This window comes from Marinobacter orientalis, from assembly GCF_004792665.1.
Lineage (GTDB): Bacteria > Pseudomonadota > Gammaproteobacteria > Pseudomonadales > Oleiphilaceae > Marinobacter > Marinobacter orientalis.
Genome location: NZ_SRZX01000007.1, coordinates 33,776 through 54,994, shown reverse-complemented (window position 1 = coordinate 54,994; position 21,219 = coordinate 33,776). Strand labels below are relative to the sequence as shown.

Sequence of the window (21,219 nt, the reverse complement as noted above, 5' to 3'; positions counted from 1 at the left end):
CCGACTGGACCGGAGCACAGTCGTTCTGCAGGTTTACTTCTGGCGCAGGTGACGACTTCTGTACAATCCCTGACCTTCACCTTGTAGGTAAACATACCTAACTATAGGTCAGCGTGTATAGGTCATCTTTGCATACATATTGAGGCCCGTGCATTGAATCGACTCAGCTACGGACATCTGTGCCAGTCGCTCAGGCCCGCAGCTTTAGCTCCTTTCCATAAACGACTTTAACGGCAGCATAAAGAACACCGATGTCCCGCTCAACCGACAGATTTGATAAACGTCAGAATGTTTTACATATAAGTCGTTCATGTTAAGTCCACTAGAAAATAAGTGGACACTATCCTGACGGCGGTAGCGCCTGGCTCAAGATGGGAACACCGGATGCTTACGAAACGCGTTCAAAAACAACGGACATTGCTAAGGAGCAGTTGATTAAATACTGAGGCAGGTCAGCTAGTGCTGAGCGTCATGAAGTACCCCCACCGATTTTTGCGCAAAATTGTATATTTTTGTTGCATTACTTTTCCGCAAGGTGCAATCTTTTTTCATTTTGTAATTTTAATGCGCTCCTGGCTCCAGAAACGGATTTAAGAGAGTTTGCATATGAAAGCGCCCAACCGTAACAACACTAAAAGTGGCTCTGTCCGAAACGGTTCGCTAGATAAGACGCTTAGCAGGACAAGACGCTCCCAGCTCTGGTCCGCAGCTTTTGATAAGCCCATTTCACCTTTTACGACGCCAAAAAAAGAGCTGTTGTTTGAAGCCTTAGAGCCAAGGTTGCTGTTAAACGCAGATTTGCCTGGCGTTGATATACTTCTGAATCTTAATGATTCCCGCGACCATGACGTTTTGGTTCGAATGGTCTCGGAAGTGAATGCGGCGAGCAACGAAAACCACTTGCCGACCAATCGTTTGCAAATTATCGATTTATCAAACAATAACGCGTTGCTGGGAAGCGCCGATGTCGACACGTTATCTGCAGTAACGCTAAATCTGGGCGACGGCGATGACCGTGTTCTCGTCGATGCCCTGTCCTTTGGTGATCAGGTTATCCCGGAAATTAATGTTGACGGGGGTGGAGGTAGCGATGAACTGCAATTGCGTACCCTGAGTGCAACCGTCTGGGATATTACGGGTGAAGGTTCAGGTGTAGCCAGTGGCCCCGCATCGCTTAATTTTGACGGTTTAGAGCTGCTTACCGGTAGCAGTGACAATGAAGATACGTTCATTTTGCATGAGTCGGGTAGTTTGGCTGGTCACGTAGACGGTGGTGACGGCGGCTTTGACGTCTTGGAATTGAAGGGAAATTTCAGCACCGTCACGTCGACTGTTTTCGATGCTTCGTCCGGCGTTATCGATTTAGACGGCAAGTTGATTACTTATACTGGATTAGAACCGATCACCCTGGGCGCCGATAGCTCCGTTACGTCGCTGGTGCTCAATACAGGTGACTCTGATGATGCGGTCATACTCGAGCAAGGCGCCGCGGATGGCACCTTCAAACTGAGCAGTGCCAAGGGTGCCTTTGAAACACATATTTTTTCAAACAACGTTCAAACCATTGTGCTCGGACTGGGAAGCGGTGCTGACAGCTTTACCTCAACCTTAAGCTCAGAAGATCGTTTTCAGGGTGACATCTTTATTGACCAAACCGTCGACCTGACGCTCGGTGATGTGACGGGTATTGATGGAAGCTTTACGGTCAATACAGTTTCAGGACTGCACAAAGCCGATGGTACTGATCTCGGTTGGGAAGGGTCAGCCTCGTTAGATTACGACGGCAGTTCCGTGACGCTTGATGATAGTGTCAATATCGACATCACCGGTGACTTATCCATTACAGTCAATGCCAGCCCCGTATTGAATCCTTCAAGCCTGCAAGAATTCATTAATGCCCCTATTGTGCGAGGCATACTGAATGTTGGTGATAACGCCAACATTAACGCCAACAGTGTCACCATGGCCACAGTTACCAATGGTGAGCAGCAGATGCACCTGGGCATCGACACGGCAGCCCTGATCCAGATAGTGCTGGACGACGCCAAAGTTGCCAATGCCGGTACCTGGAGTCAGTTGGACTTCGTTGACAACAATGACGGTACCGGATCAATCACCCGCACGGGTGGTAGCTGGTTGGCTGATGGTTTCGCCGTTGGGCAGGACATCGGCATCGAAAACGCCATCAATGCAGACAATCAGGTCTATCAGATACTGGATGTCAGTGCTGAAGTGGTCACCGTAGCACTGGTCAACGGCGCTACTATGATGACCGCAACAGAGCTTGCGTCGGTTAACTCCACAATGACTGTCAGCGGCTATAGTTTTGTCCGTCATAACGGCAGTGAGCAGATCAGTTTTGCCGTCGATGACGACGGCAACTACCTGATCGCCCGCAGCGTCCCGGTTGCAAACGCAGAAGCCGGTATGACCGGAACTTTGAACCTGACCCATAGTGATAGTGCGTCAGATACCATCACCCGAAGTTCAGGTTCCTGGTTAAGCGACGGTTTCAAAGTTGGTCAGGCGATCACGGTGCGCAATGCCGGGGTGCAAAATGGTAACTTCACAATCGCTGCGATCACTGACACGACATTGACCCTGGCGTCCGGCGATAAAGTCACCGACGGCCTGGTTAACAACGCGATAGTTAAAGGGCAAACATTAGGCAGTTATATTGATGAAGGGTTTGCCGTAGGCGATGAATTTATTGTCGAAGGCAGTGAGTTCAATAACGGTACCTATACGATCGCAGAAGTATACGATCGCAGCCTGGTATTAACGAGTGGTCAACGGCTGCTGGCGGAAAGCATCGATTTAAGTGCGGCCGACGCGCCAGACCTTGTCATCCAGAAACTCAAGGCAGACCTCGCGCTTGAAGAAGTGCCCCTCGTATTAATGGGTCCGGACGGACAAGTACTGGATGGAAGCAATGGTCCATTAAGCTTTACCCAGCAAGAACTGCAGGATGCCTACAGCAATAACGCCGCTGCAGGTGACGAGATCCTGAACTTCCTGGAAACGACACCGGTGTTGAGTGATATCTTTTCAGCATTCACGTCTTTCGGTGTCAAGGTTTGGGTCAGTGATCTGACGGGCGAGGTAATCCTGGGCCAGGGATCTGCGATTACCGCCGCAGGTGATGTGTCGATTACTTCAGAAGTAGATGCGGCCGTCGAAGCGGCAACCCCGAGCATTATGCTGGGTGTCAGTGTCGTGAATTCGGTGGTGTCTTCTGCGGTTGAGATTCAGAGCGGCGCCACGATTTCAGCGGATGGTGCCGTCACTGTTGATGCCAGCACCAGCAACGTCATGGAGTCCTCCATGAGCGTTACTACCGGCACAATTCAGAATCCGGCGCAAAACGTTGTCAGCGGCGCCCTGGACGGAGCGACATCGGACGAGCTTGATCCGACTGGATTCTCGGCGTTTATTGCGCCAACGGTTGCGGGTGCCTATCTGGGGCCTGTCGGCTACATTCGTGTGCCAGGACCTGCCATTGCTGTGTCTTTGGGCATGGCTGATACCGACTCCTCCGTCACCATTGCCGAAGGCTCGGCAATTACGGCCAGCAATATTGATGTGGCTTCCGCCAATCAATACAGCTATAGCGTTGAAGCCGCATCGACCATCTTTCAGCCCGATGCCAACATGGGTATCGGCGCAGCCATTGCTGTCAGCATTACCAACACCGATAGCGTGACGACGGTTGCCGGCGAGCTTTCTGCGGGCAGTAGCGCTGATGGCGATATCAATATCAGCGCGGAATCAACCGTAACCTACGACGAGGTCGAACAGGCCGACGGCACCTTTGAGCGCGATTACACCGGCACCAATTCTGTTTCCTCATCAACGTGGGTGAGGGATGTTCCTGCGGGCGGTGGTCCTCGCGGTGTTGATGGTTTTTCCAATACCATCGCAGATATTCAGAATGATCTTCGCGATGCGACCGCCTTTGGTGATATCAGCAATGAAAACCCGGGGCAGTTTGAGCTAGCCGCGGCTATCTCAGTCCTGGTCAGTGACAACAATGCAGAAGTCATTCTGTCCAGTAGCGAAGACATTGACGGTAAAGGCGGAATTGTTGCCGGCGGCAATCTGAATATCCATACCGCAGCGGTGGATAAAATCTTTGCCGGCGCCTCGGGTACAGCGGAGTCCGGTGGCGAATTGGCGGTTGCCGGTGGGGTCAGTTTTGCGCGTTACGACAACAGTGCGACCACTACCATTGTGGCGGGTGCCGATCTTTTGGCCGGTGGCTCAATGGATATTGCTTCTCACGCCGAAATACCAAGCAATATCAGCCTTGATGAAACCTTTTATGGCAATTATCAGGCTGCGGCAGATCAGTTTGAAATAGACAAAGCTGCCGCAAATGACGGTGATTACACAGAAGAAGAAAAAGCCGAACTGCTGGCTGAAGCCCAGGTTAAGTTTAATGAAAGTATCGCCGCTGCCGCGGTCGAAACGGCTGAGTTCATGTATAACTTCGCGTCAACGTATCGTTTGGGACTGGGCGGTGCGGAAGGAGGCTTGTTATCCACCTATGTAAACAGCGCAGCCGGTGGCACCTACAACTCAACAGATACACGCGAAGAGCAGGTTTTCAAAAAAGATGGCACCACGCCTGTCTTCACGTCTACGGGCCGCGATAAAACCAGGACGGTTTCCAACGAAACACAAGCGGGCGACTATGCGATTTCGGGTAATGTAAATATCCTGGAAATCCACAACAGCGGTCAAGTCAATGTCGGCGAAGATGTGAAAGCTATCGCCAACGAAATAGTCAATGTAGTGAGTTCGGCAGAGATGGATACCATCAACATGACCGGGCTAGCCAGTATCCGGGATATTTTATACTCATGGAGAGAGCGGGCAGCCGGCGGAGACGACGGTGGGGCGATCGTATCCGGTACTAAAGGCGGTATTGGTGCGAGTGTTGGTATCCGAGTGCTGGAAACGGTTGCCCGAAATAGTGTTGCAGCAGGCGCTACGCTTGTTTCCAATCTGGACGCCGTGAACGTAGATGCGCAGACCCGCCAGATGCACATCAATATTAATGAGATGGGCAGTGATGGGGGTGAAGTTGGCATATCGGGCAGCGTTTCCGTCGATGTTATTAACACGAACACGGAGACACTGGTCGACGAGTCCGCTGTAATTTATGCCGCTACCGATATTACACTCAACGCGACCAGCGATTATCTGCAAGTCAATGCTGGTATCGCCGGTACTGAAACAGAGAGCGGTGTTGCAGTTGGTGCTGCATTATCCGTCGAAGTCTCAGAGTCGTCGACGCTGGCCAGAATTACCGACCTGGATGGCAATGTTGTCACCCCTGCTGAGACCACTATACAAGCTGGTGGTGATATCAATGTAACCGCCAAAGCAGAAGAAGCAGTCATCACGGTTTCGCTGGCTGGAGCACTGCAAAAAGACCCGGCCTCAACGTCATCAGATAGCTCCAGTCCCGCATGGGATTATGAGTGGGGCGATACGCTCACCCAGGTAACAGACAGCAATGCGACAGCCTCTGATCGTGCTGGCGCTGTCACCTCACAAGATCAGGGCACGCAAGTAGGTGCCGCGGGTGCGGCTAATGTCGCCATTAGCACGGCCACAGTCGGGGCAGGAATCGGTGCAGGCGCTGCTGTCATAGCGGAAGGGAAAACCAGAGTTGATGCCGACTTTGACCGTGACAGCATCATGGTTGAAGGGGGTGGTCTGCTCGATCTTACGGCTGACGGTAGTGATCTGGCGATTGCCGGCGCCGTTGGCGTCGTGGTGTTCAACCGTGACATTGACGCGCTGGTAAACGGTGCGACGATAATCGCCGGCGACCTTGATGTCAAAGCGGATCACGATGACCTCATAGTCGTCATCTCGGCCGGTGGAGCGGGCGCTGCCCGAGCAGACACCGCCGTTGGTGTTTCGGCCAACATTGTGGTGACCGACAGCAATGTTGACGCCAGAATCGCTGATAGTGATGTTGATCTGACTAACAGCGCTCTCATCAACGCCAACTCGAATGTCTTGCTCGTCAATGTCGCGGGTGCAATCGGCTTAACGCTGGGTGGCGATACGGGGGTTGGTGCCGCCATTGGTGTTTCACATGCCAGTGGCGACGTCATAGCGGCGATAGACCGATCGCAAGTTACCGCAGGTGGTAGCGTAATCGTCCACGCGTTGCACCAGCATCAAGTCGTTTCCATTGTTGCGAGTGCCGGTTTGGCCGGCGATGGGACAGGTGGTGCAGGACAACTCACACTTCATTTGCAGACGGGCGAAACGCAAGCCCGGATAGATGGTGGCGCAACTGTCTCTGCACTGAATAACTTAGCCTTAATCGCTCAAAGCCAGGTATCGATGGTCACAGTGACCGGCGGGCTCGCCGTCGGTGAAGACAGCGGTGTAGGCATTTCTTTGGCTAGCACCAATATTTACGATCGGTTGGTGAAAGCGTTCATTGGCAATGGCGCGACGATAACGGCGGATAGTCAGGGCAGCGCGCAAACGGTGGGCGATGCCAGCATTGACGGGGTAGCAGTCAGGGCTGTTGCTGACGACGACATTATTAATATCGTGGCGGGTGTTGCAGTAGCAGGTACCAGGTTTGCTGTTCAAGGCTCGGTATTAGTCGACACAAATGACACTTCAATCCACGCCGGTATTGGCAGCAACAATGGCACTGCAGGCAGCTACACAACGGTTACGGCAGGTAATAGCGGCAATATCGTTGTCTATGCGGCTTACGACTTTACCGGCATTAATGCGGTGGGTGGAGTCTCCGCCAGTTTTGGAAAACTGGCCTTGGGCGCCTCCGTTGACGTCTCGGTTCATAAACGTGATGTGACGGCTGAAGTCGGGCACTACAGCCGACTCAACGCGGACGGCTCAGTACTGGTCGATGCAAGTCTTGATGCGACTCATGTCTATGTGATTTTTAATGCGGGCGTATCCAGAGGTTCGGCTGGATCCGGTGCTGTCTCGGTACCTGTCTATAACGATACTGTTAAGGCCTTGCTGGGGAATCATAGCCGGGTTGATGCTGACGAAGATGTTGCGGTCACGGCTGCGCATCACTTCGACCACATCATGGTGGATGTAGCCGTTGCGGCTGCACTGGCTGATTTTGCCGGAGGTGTTTCGCTCGGCGTCGTGGTGCAAAATGACACCGTCCGAGCCCTGGTAGGCAATAACGCGACCGTTTCAGCTGGAGACACCGTTCTCGTTTCGGCAGAAAGTGAAGCATTGATTGCTAATGCGGCTGGCGGTATCGCCGTCGGCGGAAAAGCCGGCGCAGGTGCCAGTGCTCTGCTCCTGGTGCGCAACGATGATGTTCTGGCAGATATCGGCGCTAGCGCGGCCTTGACCGGCCTGGCCATAGGTAACGGGTTTGTGCGTCAGTCTCCGAATGGTTCAGGCACGCACCGTGGCGTAAGTGTGATCGCTGATTCCAAAGAGAAAATTGTGGGTGTTGCGATTCAGGGCAGTGGAGGTGGTACTGCCGGTATCGCCGGAGCAGTGCCAGTAACTGTCATCACCGAAACAACTGTCGCCAGGGTGCAAGATGGTGCCGCCCTCGAGTCTGGCCTGGATCTGCAGATCAGGGCGGAGGATAACACCGAGCTCTATAACGTAGCGGGTAATATTGCCGGTGGCGGCACCGCCGCGATAGGTGCCAGTATCGATATTGCCAGTGTCAACAAAACGACAAGGGTGAGCCTGGGTGACAGCACCATCACCAACCTGAATGCACAAGGCGTGTCGGCGGATGCATTGGGTAACATACGGATTGAAGCATTCGCTAAAGAACAGATCGTTTCGATTGCGGTCGGTATTGCAGGGGCCGGCACGGCGGCGGTTGGTCTGAATGGTGGCGTCTACGTCTTGGGGCTGGATACTCATGCAACGATTGGCGCTAATGCCGAGGTAACTGCCGACGGCTCTGTGGTGGTCGATGCCCTGCAGGATACCGAAATTGACATGATCGCAGCTTCACTGGCGGGTGCAGGCACCGCTGCGATTGTTGGTTCTTTTGATATTCCGATAGTGGACAAGTCGGTAACGGCGACTGTACTTGACGGTGCCAACATCAATGCCAAAGCCAAACTCGACGCAATTAATACCCACACAGGCGGTGTAAGTGCGGAACAGAGTGGTCAGGGTTCGAGCTTTATCAATACGAGCAGCGGTTCAGTTGCCACACCCACGGACGCCATCGACGGTAGCCTGAATCTGTCCATGCCAGGCACCGATCAATCAAAAGATGGCATGTTTGACGCGACCGACTATCAGGCGGATACAGCCAACGTGACCGGTGTATCGATCACGGCGACCAGCCTCGATGACTTGCAGTCGATTACCGGAGGTATCGCATTGGCCGGCAACGCCAGCGTGGCAGTGGTTGCTGATGTCGATGTGGCGAATATTACGACCCATGCCACTGTTGGAGATGGTGTCAGCATTAATCATGACACCGGCAACGATGCCGGAGCCAATCAGTCGGTTAATATTGCAGCAGGCAGCGCGCTTGATCATATGGGTGTCCTGGCTGCCGTTGCGGTCTCCGGCGGTGCGGGTGTAAGCGTGGTGGCGGATGTTAAAGCCATAACGACAGATACGCGCGCCATGGTCGGCGATGCTGATATTTATGCCAGGGATGACATTTCCATTATTGCAGAGGCGGAAGAAGACCTTCAGTCGCTGGTATTATCGATTGCTGGTGGTTATGTAGCTGTCTCACCCGCCGTTACGGTTATCTCCTTACAAGCGACCACCACCGCTGAACTGGCCGCGGGCGGTATGTTGAATGCCGATAACAATGTGTTGGTTCATGCTACGGACAATACCAACATCGATATGCTTGATGGTGGCGTAGCGGGGGGCTTTGCTGCGGTGAGCCCGGGTGTTGGCATTATGGTGGTGGAGAAAACCACAACTGCCAGCATTGGGCAGAACACTCAGGTTGACGCTCGAGCTCAGGGTAACAGCACTGATGGCGTGCAGGGCTTGTCGGTTTATGCGACGTCGAGTGAAGATCTGGATCAGGTAGCATTTGGCGCTGCTGGCGGGGTAGTCGCCGTCGGCGGGTCGGCTGCCGTGATTGAAGTTGATTCGGATACGGTTGCGGGGGTGGGCAGTGGTGCTGCTATTAATCAGAAAGGATACCAGGCCGGCACCGGACCAGGCGATAAGCAAAACGTAACCATCGTTGCCCACAACGATATCAGTGTTGATGTTGTTTCGGGGGGGATGGGGATTGGTCTGGTCGGTGCCGGCGTTGGTGTTGGCGTTTTGACCGTCAGTAACGATACATCGGCCTATCTGAATGGAACGATCAATGCGAATGATAACGTTGCCGTTCTTGCGTTGTCAGATCAGGATGTCAAGGGGGTTATTTTTGGAGGCGCGGGCGGCGCCGGTGCGTTGGCCGCGGCGGTTGGTGTGTTCGATATCGGTGGAGACAAGAGCGATACCAGTTATGAATACTCGGATGGCGACGGTCAGGACCAGTCTGACAGCGCTGATGGGGATACTGTCACCACTGAATCCAAGGTAATGATTGATGATGGTATTGCAGGCCTGGTGGGTGAGCTTACCTCGCCACAGGCTGCAACAGGCGATGAAAACCTGGACCAGACGAATCAGCAGACTACCGACATAACAGCCTCCGCATCAGAGACCTATGCTGGAAATAAGGTTGGCAGCATTACGCTGACGGATGATATTCCCGCCGGCACCAGCGCCATTATTGGCTCGAATTCCAGTGTAACGACTGGAAACGGCGATATTACGGTTACGGCCAGACAGAACGCCGACTTCAAGGCGGTTGTCGGTGGCGCAGCAGTTGGTGGTGTTGCGGCCTCAGGCGGTGTTGGCGTAGCCACTCTGGATAATGATGTGACCGCCCGCATCAACAGCGGAAGCCTGATTTCGTCGGGTGGCGACATTTCTGTCAATGGCATTTTAATTCAAGACGCCGAATTCACAGGCTTTGCCGGTGCTGGTGCCATCGGCGTTGCTCTGTCCGCAACGGTGGTCTCCTTAACCGATACCAGTGACGTTATTGCTGAACTCGGTGGCACGATCGTTTCGGCGAGAGATGTCAGTGTCACGGCGACCAGCGAAATTGGTTTGTTTGCTGAAACCATCCAGATATCGCTAGCAGCCTTTGGCGCGGCAGGCGGCGCGGTGACCATAGTGAATGCAGACGGCGCCACGACAGCAGGCATTTTAGACGAAGCATCCTTGGGCGATTACAGCAATCCATCGGCAGTCGAAAATATCAGGGTACATGCAGCCGGTTCGCTTGAAATAGGCGATCTAAACATAGGTTCTGGCGATAATAACGCTATGGCGACGGGAGGCAGCGGAGGCGCAGTCGCTGCCTCTGTTGGTTATTCAAGCGGCACGGACAAGCGAGACACCATCGCTTATATCGGTACTGACGTTGATATTATCGCGGCCAATACTATCGATGTGCTGGCAGAAAGTTCCAGTCAATTAGATGTTGTTACCAAAGGCGGCTCTGGAGGCCTCTTCGCGGCCGGGTTGATGTTCTCGAACGCCGTTATATCCGATTCAACAACGCGGGCAGAGGTCCGTAACGCAAATCGGACGAGCCGGCTTGCGGCAACCGATGTTTCTGTTGCCGTCAAGGGCGATAAATTAGCGAATGCGCAAACCCTGGCTGTGGCCTTTGGTGGCATGTCGATCAGCGGTACCAGCGGAACAACCAGGGTTACCGCTGATGTCGAGGCAACGATAGGCAAGGGTGTTTTGATAGAAGCGTTGCAGGATATTGCCGTTCAAACCGAAAGTGATATTGAGGGTGACGCCTTTGTAGAAAGTGTCAGTGGCGGTGTGGTTTCCGGTGGCTTTTCTAAAGGGGATGTTGAGGTCACGCCCACGACGACCACAACGATAAGCGCAGACGCTTTGCTGCTTGCAGGTGGCCAGGTAGAGATATACACCCAGTCGGGTCAGGCTGAAGCACCTGCCTCGGCTGAAATCAGCAATGACAGTTTAGTCAACGACGGCGAATTCAAGATCAATCGCCGTGATGCGAATACCTTTGAACTGATCGGCTATCAGATTGACCCGGTCACACAGGAACGAGTGCCCGAACTCGATGAGGATGGCAACCCGACGGGTGCTTTTGTTCGCGTATATGGCGATGTTAATGGTGATTTCGAGACCGCAGATGGCACAGTCGTTGATACCAATGCGGTTGAACTTGTCTATGAAATTCTAAACCTGCGTACAGGAGATGTTGTTCAACTCAAAGATCAGGGCGGTTCGGAAGGGCAGTACTTTAACCGGGATTTACCCGTCATTCGAGTTGATCGGGAATCAATCCGTTTGGGCGCAACGTTTAACGGCACCGATCTGGACAAAGACAAGAACCTGATCCGATTCGAGACGGAACATAATCTGGAAACCGGGGATATCGTCTCGGTGAGTGAGCCCGACGCCCTGTATTTTGATGGGTCATCCGTGGTTTACAGCAACGATATAAAGACCCGCTATGCCTTCGGCAATAATAGCGAAGGTATTATTTCAAACAGTTTCTACCTGCCAGAGCATGGTCTGCAAACAGGTGACGCGTTTATCTATAACGGCGGATCTTTGCCCCTACCGGGGCTGATAGAAGGTCAGACCTATTATGTAATCACCAATAGCACCTATCTTCCCAATCACATTCAGGTTGCAAGCACTCAACAGGATGCCTTGAACGGAGAGGCTATTGATCTTGTGCGCTGGGGCGAGGCCGGCAGCCTGACCACAAGCCCGGTTGAGGTGGCACTGAACGAAGACACGATTCTATTTGGTGAGAACAGCCTCTACATAGCAGATCATGGCATGACATCGGGTGATGTCATCAATTTGCAGGCTGCACAGATTGGTGGTTATAAGTATTACAGCGACGCTGCGAACCCTGATAATCGTGCCGATCACTATGTCATCGTGACGAGCAAAGACACGGTTCAGCTTGCGCTTACCCTGGACGCCGCATTGGCTGGTGACGCACTTGAATTGCAGCCCACAAGCGGACCAAAAATACTGCTTGAGGGTGGTGAGCAGGTTGAGCTCTTCAAGATGGTGGCGAATGTTGGTAATGAGCTATCGGACGATGGCGTGCCTGCCAACAGCTTTTTGTACGAGGGACACAGTTTCGTCACCGGCGATGCGCTGACAATGAATGGCTCCGGTTTTGTCGGAGACACGATCACGCTACAGGGCATTAATCAATCCGGTCGATGGGCGACTTACTATGCCGTTGTTGATGGCGACTACCTCCAGATAGCCAGAACACTTGATGACGCGAACAACGGTATCGTTATAGATTTTACCCTTGCTACCCTGGAAACAGGTTCGTATATCCCTCAGTCGCACTTCGAGTTAGCTGACGTACATTATGGAGATCAACCTTCTGCTGACGGGACGCCGGCCAATAGCCTGACGATAGTCGAGCACGGCTTTAATACCGGCGATGAGGTTGGCCTTAACCCGGGTGGTGTGCCGGTCCAAGGGCTCGGCGAAGGCACGTTTTTCGTTATTGTTAACGACGAAAACACGGTTCAGCTGGCCGCATCGCTGGCAGATGCGTTGAATGGTAATGAAGTTGATCTCGTTCCGATTGACGGTGTTGTGCCCAGCCTCAATGCCTCTGGCGTACTTGAGTACCAAATAGGTCAGCAATCGATCACACCATTGGTTGATGACGGTTTGTCGGGTGAGTACCGGGTTATAAAACTGGATGACTTCCGCGTTAAGCTGCTTGATACCGATGTTGAGGCCGTTGATCGTACTTTCCTGAGCGAAAACAGTTTTTACTATCAAAACAACGGTTTTAACACTCAACTGCTTGCGTTTTTCAGTAGCGGTCAGTTTCAGGCAGGTGATTTTATCACCTATTATGAGCCCGGTTTGCTGGAAAATATCCGGGTCGGTGACCTGGGTGTTGAGGCTGCCTTGGACCCAAGTGGTGAGAAACGCTATGGCCAGTCAGATACCTCGCAGGCCATTTTTGTTGAGGATCATGGTTATCAGGGTGGCGAAACCGTTTGGCTGACTGTTTTCAGGTATCAGGGTGTCTATACCGTCAATGTGGTCGATGAAAACCTCTTGACCCTGACGAATAACAGTACAGGTGAGGTGTTTGATGCGATTGACGCGAGGGAAACCTTCGAGGGCGTTCTTGATCCGCTAGACGAGTTTACCTCAATACGCTTGCTTCCCGATGGCGCAACCCAAGCGAAAAGTATCGTAGGTCACGACGCCCTCCGGCATGGCCAGGGATATTACATAGTCGATGCAGACCCAGGCGACCCCTACCTGAACTTGTCGACTACCCCGAATGGTGAACCTCTCACTGTTACCGGAAGCAACGAGGTGAGTTATGGCGTTGAGTTTGCGATTGATGGCAATGACCTCAATCGGGCCTGGGGCGACCTTGAGTTGGCAATTGATGTTTCGGGGCTTGCATCTTTTGATATCGATTTGATGGGGCCGGGCGGTGTCGACCTGAATGAGGTATTGAATGACGTTGGCGACAGTGTTTCTTCGGTCACGGTCAGAAATACCGCGGGTGGAGCAGCAAACGTCGGCACCAGTGACGGATTCCTGAATTTAGATGTGACGCTGGATACCGATATCGAAGGGGCGTTGATTGCTGATGGCAGCATACGGGTCGACTCTAACAATAAGACGTTTGGGAAAATTGATAATCAGCTCGTTTCGATTGGGGTTCTTGGCGGTGTGACCTCAACATTCTCCGAGGCCACCTATACAGAGCATCAAGCGATTACCATTAGCGGCGACGCAATTCTCGATGCCGGCTACACGATGGTGGCTAAATCCGAGACTGCACCAAACGTTACTACCTTGTCGCATTCAAGGGGGGGCGCAGCGATAAGCGGAACCAGTGCCCAGGCCCAAACTACAGTGACGATTTATAATGATATTGTGATTGAAGGAAATGCGTCACTTTCTGCCGACGGCCGGAGGGTCACTGATTTTGATAATAATCCGTTGCCGGGCATGTCAATTGAAGCCATTACAGGTGGTCTCGCAAGTAACGAAGGCTGGGCCTCAAGTGGAGGCTTGGTCGCTGGTAGTTCTGTGAACGACGCCAATCTGCGTAATACGTCTTTTACCGCAAACACACGCGTCACTGTGCAAGGGAATGCGCAAATTAACGCCTACGAACTGCTGATTGATGCGTCGAATAAACATATTGATCTGGACTCAACGGCTTATATGACGCTTGGGGGACTTTTTGCCGGCGGCAACGCGCGTGCGCAGATTTCCGCGAACCTTACGAGTGAAGTGCTGTTAGGAGGCTCGGTGGTCATCACTGGTCGTGATGGCGTGAGGATTCAAGCGCTCAACTACGGCAATACCTTCGATACCAATCTCGAGATGTACATTATTGCGCTTGGTGGCGGTGCCGGGTGGAGTGAGACGTCATTAACGACCACCAGTAACGTCAAAGCAGGCGAGGGTGTGACAATCTATGGCGGAGACTTGCTTGAGGTACGCGCTGAAGATTTCGGGAATATCATTGGCGATAACGGGTGGAGAGGCGCATGGATAGGGCCTGTCTATACTAATGATTCTCCCAATCACTCAACATTGGTCGATATGAATGCCGATGTTCATATTGATGCACGAGACACGAATTTTGGTCTGGAGGTCGACGAGTCCGGGAACATCGTTTCGATGAATGGAGTGAGTGTCGAAGGCTATGATGTTGGTGACCAGATTACAGGCGCTTTTTTCATCGAGGCTATTAGCGGTAAACCAGCCCAGTTAGGTGATATCTGGATAACGGCGCGAGGTGATGGCACCGATCGTGTTACCGGCGCAGACGGTACCTTCTTTTACAATACCTCAAGCAGTGATCTGACCCTGATTAACAACTCAGAGTTCACCATGATCACTCAGGGCATTGATATCTCCAGTGGGAATGTCATTAACAAAGGTGAGTTTGACTCTGATGTGAGTATTACCGCAGATAACTCCCGCGAGCTGACATTCAATATCGCATTTGAAGCCGAAGGCAGTGATATCGAGATATTGAGCAAAGGCGCCGTAGTTATTACTGGAAACATCGAAAACCGTAAAGGCAGAACGGCGATAACATCCCTTGACTCCAGCATTCTAGCTTTTTCTTTATTTGGTAAGCCGGTTATCCGCTCCCAAGACCTTAGCCTTTCGGCTGAGCAAGGGTCACTGGTTAATCTGGGCATCAAGCTGTTTGATGATGGGCGAGGCAATGTTTTCACCATTGATGCTGCAGATGATGTTTCTCTTGATCTTCAGTCTTTTGTTGTCGGTGGCTCGGTTAGTGGCGCTTATACGACCGTAGTGCCTGAGATTAATGTTGCGGGCGATGTCTCGGTCAACTTGCGATCAGCGCAAATTGTTGCTGAGCAAATTATCAGCGGTGGCTCGATCGTTGTACATGCGTTTGATGATTCAGGTGCCCCAATTTCCGGTGAATCAGGTTCTTATAGCGAGCATTACCTGAATGGAGCGGTAACGAAGGCCGTGCCGGTTTCGGTGTCTGGTGGTGGGCTTGGTGGCTATGTTGCCAGTACCTTGGGCTTAGCAGATATTACTGCCGATAATATTATGGTTGAGGGTCTGGCTGAGGATGGCGTTGATGTCAGCTTGAATATTTCGACGGACATTATTGGTGATGGCGGTATATCCATCAAGACTGACGGAAGTATTTTTGCGAGTGAAGCCAGTGGCGATATGCGTATCGAGCTTATAGAGTCCACCGAAGCCGATATCTTTCTTTTTAATTTTGACGGAAGCATCGTCGATGCCAGAAGTGACAGCGAAACAGATCTTATCGCAGACCGCATCCAGATCATTTCCATTGGTAGTCTGGGCGAAGCCGGAAATGCCCTGGAGGTTGATGAACGAATCCAACTATCCGCTATCGCCTTCAGCGATATTTATATCACCAAAAACCAGGGCGATTTAAGGTTGAACACTGTCACCAGCGTCTTGGGTGATGTCACCCTGACGACCCTGAATGGCAGTATTCTCGATGCCAGCTACGACGAGTCATTTATCCGCGGTAACACCAGCGGCACTGCTGACACGGATATATCCGCTAACTCAATAAACCTGACGGCTAATAATGGCAGCCTGGGAACAGCAGATTACCAGCTGGAAGTTAACGGAACTATTCACGCGCAAGCTGACAGTGATATTGCCTTAATAAATATCAACGACGATATGGTTGTCAGTAGCGCTATCTCCGATCAAGGCAATATCATTTTATCCGCCCTGAGCCCGGTGACTGACAGCGGTGATAAGTCGCTGTCATTTAAACTCCTGGAAAATGGGAACATCGAGGCTGCCGGTTCTATCGATATTGTCGTAGATGATGACATTCACGCGGCAAAAAACAGCAAAATTGAAGCTGGCACTCTCTTGACTATCAACGGCGATGCTGACTTTGGAGTTGCCAGTTTTTCAACCAGTATCCAGGGCAAAACGCTGGCAGTAATAAGAGCGACCGAGGAATATCAACAATTCAAGAGCGAATACCCTGAGGCTACTGAAAGCATTCGTGCGCGTACCATTACCGATAAAGAAACCGGAGAAGAAATTGTTCTCTTCTACACCATTACCCTGACGGGCACGGTGGCCGCTATTGAAGATGCCTCCGGCAGTAATATGTTATTTGAGGGTTATATTGCCAGCGGTGACGGTGCCTTTATTCATGGTGGCAGTGATCAGGACTCAATTCACTTTAATGGTGCAACCTTGGCCGGTGAAGTGACTGCTTTCGGGTATGGCAGTGATGACCTGTTGATCGTGACCCGGCTTAACGCAATGCAGGATCCTGTTGGCAGTCAGGTAGATGGCAGCATCATCGGCCGCGATGTTCTCAACCTGGTCGGCGGTGAGGGCGTAGATGATGTCGATATTTATACCCACGGATCGGGTGATGTCAGCAACGAGTATGTCATTAATATCGACAGCGATGCGCTCGATAGTGTTGCGATACATGGTGCGGACGACAGTGACGATATTTTCCTGATGCGAGAAACCCTGGGTGTGGCGAGCTATCCCGGTGGCTTCAATATGGTCTCAGTGATTAATGGCACCCTGGAAGAGGCGACAACCAGCGGCGGACCGGAGAGTGTGCAGCGTATAAATGTGAGCACCAATGTAGATCAACTCTGGGTGTCTGGACGGTCGGGTGAAGATTACTTTGCCGTCGATAGCTTTACCGATACTGAGTTGCTGTTGGCTGGGGGAGAAGGGCCGGACACCTATGTGTTTGGCCAGTTCTTTGGCAGCAAGCGTGATCAGAACGCCCAGGTTGCAGCGCTCGATCAGTTCGGTACCTCCACCCGGACGATCGGTATTTCGACGGTTGAGGTCAGTCCTTCCAGCGACAAGCCGGCAATTATTCTTGATGGCTTCGATGCAACCACGGGCAGCTTTGAAGATAAGGTTGTTGTAAGTGACCCGGCGAACCTGCCGTTAGGTGCTGCAAACGCAAAAGCGGCCATTCAACCTGCGGTATTAATGCCTGGCGAACTGAATGACATTACGCTTAAAGACTTACCCGGTGGTGGGGATGTCCTGCTGGACGATAGTGCAATTCTGGTGGTCACCGATACAGCCACTACGGACGTGGCAAGTATCGATGTACCGTATACGGCTGGAAGTAATGACTTAGCGTCATTCACGTTTGATACCGATACCGGTGCGATCAAACTGTTTGGACTGGATAGTCAGGCCAGCATTACCTGGTCCTTGCTAAACGGCGAACTGATTGCCAATGACGGCAACGCCGATATTCTGAAGTTGACGATCGCTTCAGCGCCAATCGCTGCCAATACATCAGGTAGCGTGACCGTTAGCGCAACGCTGATGGGCGCGTTCGCACACGAAAGCATTGTGAACGTGGACACCCTGGTGATTACAGGCATTAACCTGGTGGCCACGGATTCCCAGGCCAATCAAACCATGAGCAGCATTCGTGTTGTTGTGGCCGACGCTTATCCAGATGTCGATCTGGTGGGTGGCGCTGTGAGCGGTACAGCCAACGAGGTATTGAGTGGCACTTGGGCTGCAGAGGCGGGTGCCGATGGTTTGGGAGCCTATTCCGTCAGTTTTGAGGGCAATCGCTATAACCTTGACGATGCGATCGCGATCGTCAGAGAAGGGCAGCAGATCGGTACCCTCACCGTGAAGTCTGACGGTACCTGGGTTGTCGCCGCAGGCAATGCACTCAATGATTTCTACGTTAACCGTAACTTTGATGTGCAGTTTGGTCTCACGCTGACAGATGGTGACCAGGACAGCGATTCCGATAATGTGAGCGTCTGGCTGACCGGTTCGAAGATTCCAGATATTCCCGTGCAAGGCGAAGACGCTGTTCTCAACGTTTCTGACACACTCACCAGTGACGTCAGCAGTGTAGATTTAACTTACACCGCGGGAATAGGCGATATTGTTTCAGTGACTTTTGGTTCTGATCTCAGTGCTATTGAGATCAACGGTCTTGACGACGCTGCATCGATAGGCTGGTCCGTCGTCAATGGGTTGTTGGTTGGTAATAACGGCTCAGAAGATGTGATCAGCCTGGAAATAACCGCCGACAGGATTGCGGGATTAAATAGCGGTACGGTCACTTTAACAGCAACCCTGATGGGCGCACTTGCTCATGAAGATGATGTGAATGTCGATACTCTGGCGATTACCGGTATTGAACTGGTCGCGACAGACGAATTTGGCCTGCAGGCGCGCAACAGCGTGACGGTCAACGTTGCAGACGCGTTCCCCGCCTTAAGCATACAAGGTAGCAATGCAAGCGGCTCTACGAACGATTTCTTAAGCGGCACGTGGGTGCCTGATGCCGGCGCCGATGGAGTCGGTGCTTATGGTGTGGCGATCGACGGCAATAGTTATGGTTTGGATGAAGCGGTGACGATTGAACGCGAGGGCCGTCTACTGGGAACCATGACCATCAGCGCTGACGGAACGTGGTCATTGAACATTGCTGACAAGCTATGGCACCTGGGCGGAGATGTCAGCTATGACATTGAGTTCGGTATAACCCTGATCGACAGCGATGGGGACCAGGCAGTTTCCAACGCCAGAGTGACAGTTGACGTACCTGCTTATGTCCCGGCGACCGGCGAAGATGCGACACTAAATGTTACCGATACGCTCACTGTTGACGTCGATACAGACATGCCCAGCTTTACGGCCGGTACACTTGATTTGACTCAATTTGTGTTTGGTGACGACTTTGCGGCAATCACCTTTGATGGTCTGGATGATGCCGCCGCGATGAATTGGTCACTGCAGAATGGTGCACTTGTTGGTAACGACGGGATGACCGATGTAATCAGGCTTGAAATTAACGCACCGCTTATTGTCGCGGGCGAAACAGCGCAAATTACAGTGACAGCGACGCTGATGGGCGCATTAGCGCATGAAGACAATGTGAATGTTGACCAGCTGACAATCAGCGGCGTTCAGTTAATTGCCATAGATGAAGCAGGCTTTGAATTACAGCAAACGCTTACGCTTGGTGTCAGTGATAGCCTGCCGGCGATCACTTCGTCAGCCCTTGAAAGCGTGGTAGTGCAAGGCGAGTTCATTCAAGGCGTATGGAATGTTGATGCCGGAGCTGATGGCCTGTCGCAGCTTAAGCTCCTCGTTGATGGCGCGGCACAAGACTTCGACCAGGCCATTGAAATTTATCGGGACAACCGCGTTGTTGGCCTGTTGACCGTCAGTTCCGCGGGCAGCTGGTCATTGCAGGCTTTGCCCGACTTATGGACAGCTGATGGTTCTGCTGCGCTTTACGATTTTGCAACACAAATTTCAGTGACGGATGGCGACCAGGATATTGCGACAACGAGACTGGATTTAGCGATTGAAGTACCGGCGGTTGTCTTTGTCACCATCAGCCCGGGCGAAGTTGTGGTGCGGGAAGACGCTATTGTTGATGCCCAGTCGATTGATCTTGCGGTGGCGACGGGTACCTTTGAATTATCCACGATTACCTTTAGCGCCGATACTTCTGGTATTGAGATTAGCGGTTTGGATAACGAGGCGAGCTTGAACTGGCGCGTTGCCAGCGATGGTCGTCTGATTGGTAATGACGGTACCGCGGATGTTATTGCCCTTTCCCTGGATTATGACACGGTTATACCCGCAGAGTCTGAAGGCAGTGTCACACTGACAGCAACCCTGCTTGATGCGATGTCGCATGAAGATGTCATTAATGTGGATAGCCTGACCATCAGTAACATTGATTTGGTGTTAATCGATGGTTGGGGCTTCGCCGTGGTCCAAAGCGTTTCGGTGAGCGTCATCGATGACAACCCCGAAGTTGGGCTGTCCAACAACAATGACATTGGCAATTATCGAGGCGCACAAGTTCACTCTGGAACCTGGCAAATGGACATGGGGGCCGATGACGATGGCACTGTGTCGGTTTGGGTCAACGGGGCAGAGTATGCAGTTGGTGAAACGATTGCAGTGATGTATGGCGAGGGCGACAGCCTGGATTATGCCGGTGATCTCACCGTCAATAGCGATGGCACGTGGACCTTCGTAGGCCAGAAGAAAACATACATTGATTACGCCACTGTTTTAGACGTCTCGTTCGGCGTAAAAGTTGTCGATGGTGATGGCGATAGCGTCATGGCTGAAACAACCTTTGAACTGGTCCGTATCCTTGGCAGGGCCAACAACGGCGTAGGTAATGGCCTCGACCCGCAACCGCCAGGCAACCCGCCTGAAAACGATACCGAGGAGGCGGTACCCGGTGATCCGGGCAACAAGGGCGGCGCAGACTATGATGATGGCTCACTTTCGGGAGAAGGTGTGGTTTCGCTCAAGCCGACGGAGGATGATTCGTTTGACAGCCGCTTTATCGCTTCCTCAGTAGGGCTTGAATATAACTACAATGAATCGATCATCCTGGTAACGGCCTCTGCGGCGACGCCGATGGCAGGCAGCACCTCCTCGAACGACGAGCTATGGTTGATGGACGACGCGACGGGCCAGTTAGAAAACGTCAAGGATCGAAAACACGCTCCTTCAGCAGTGGTTTCTGTTGCACGTATGAGCCATATGGGTGAAGACTGGAATGTGGTTTAAGGATGCGAGTGCCGCCATGCGCAGTCTATGATTTAAAACAAAACGAAAAAGGAAGGC

The 21,219-nt window shown here is 52.3% G+C and carries 1 protein-coding gene; it reads left to right on the top strand.

Annotated features, from left to right (window positions below; translation table 11 throughout):
• Positions 1-606: 606 nt before the first annotated feature.
• Positions 607-21,162, top strand: a complete 20,556-nt coding sequence (locus DIT72_RS15940) for an LEPR-XLL domain-containing protein (RefSeq protein WP_135956238.1) — start codon at positions 607-609, stop codon at positions 21,160-21,162.
• Positions 21,163-21,219 lie beyond the last annotated feature (57 nt).

What these genes read in the sequence shown, in the direction of transcription:
- DIT72_RS15940 (WP_135956238.1), top strand. Translation starts at nt 607, where the DNA reads ATGAAAGCGCCCAACCGTAACAACACTAAAAGTGGCTCTGTCCGAAAC.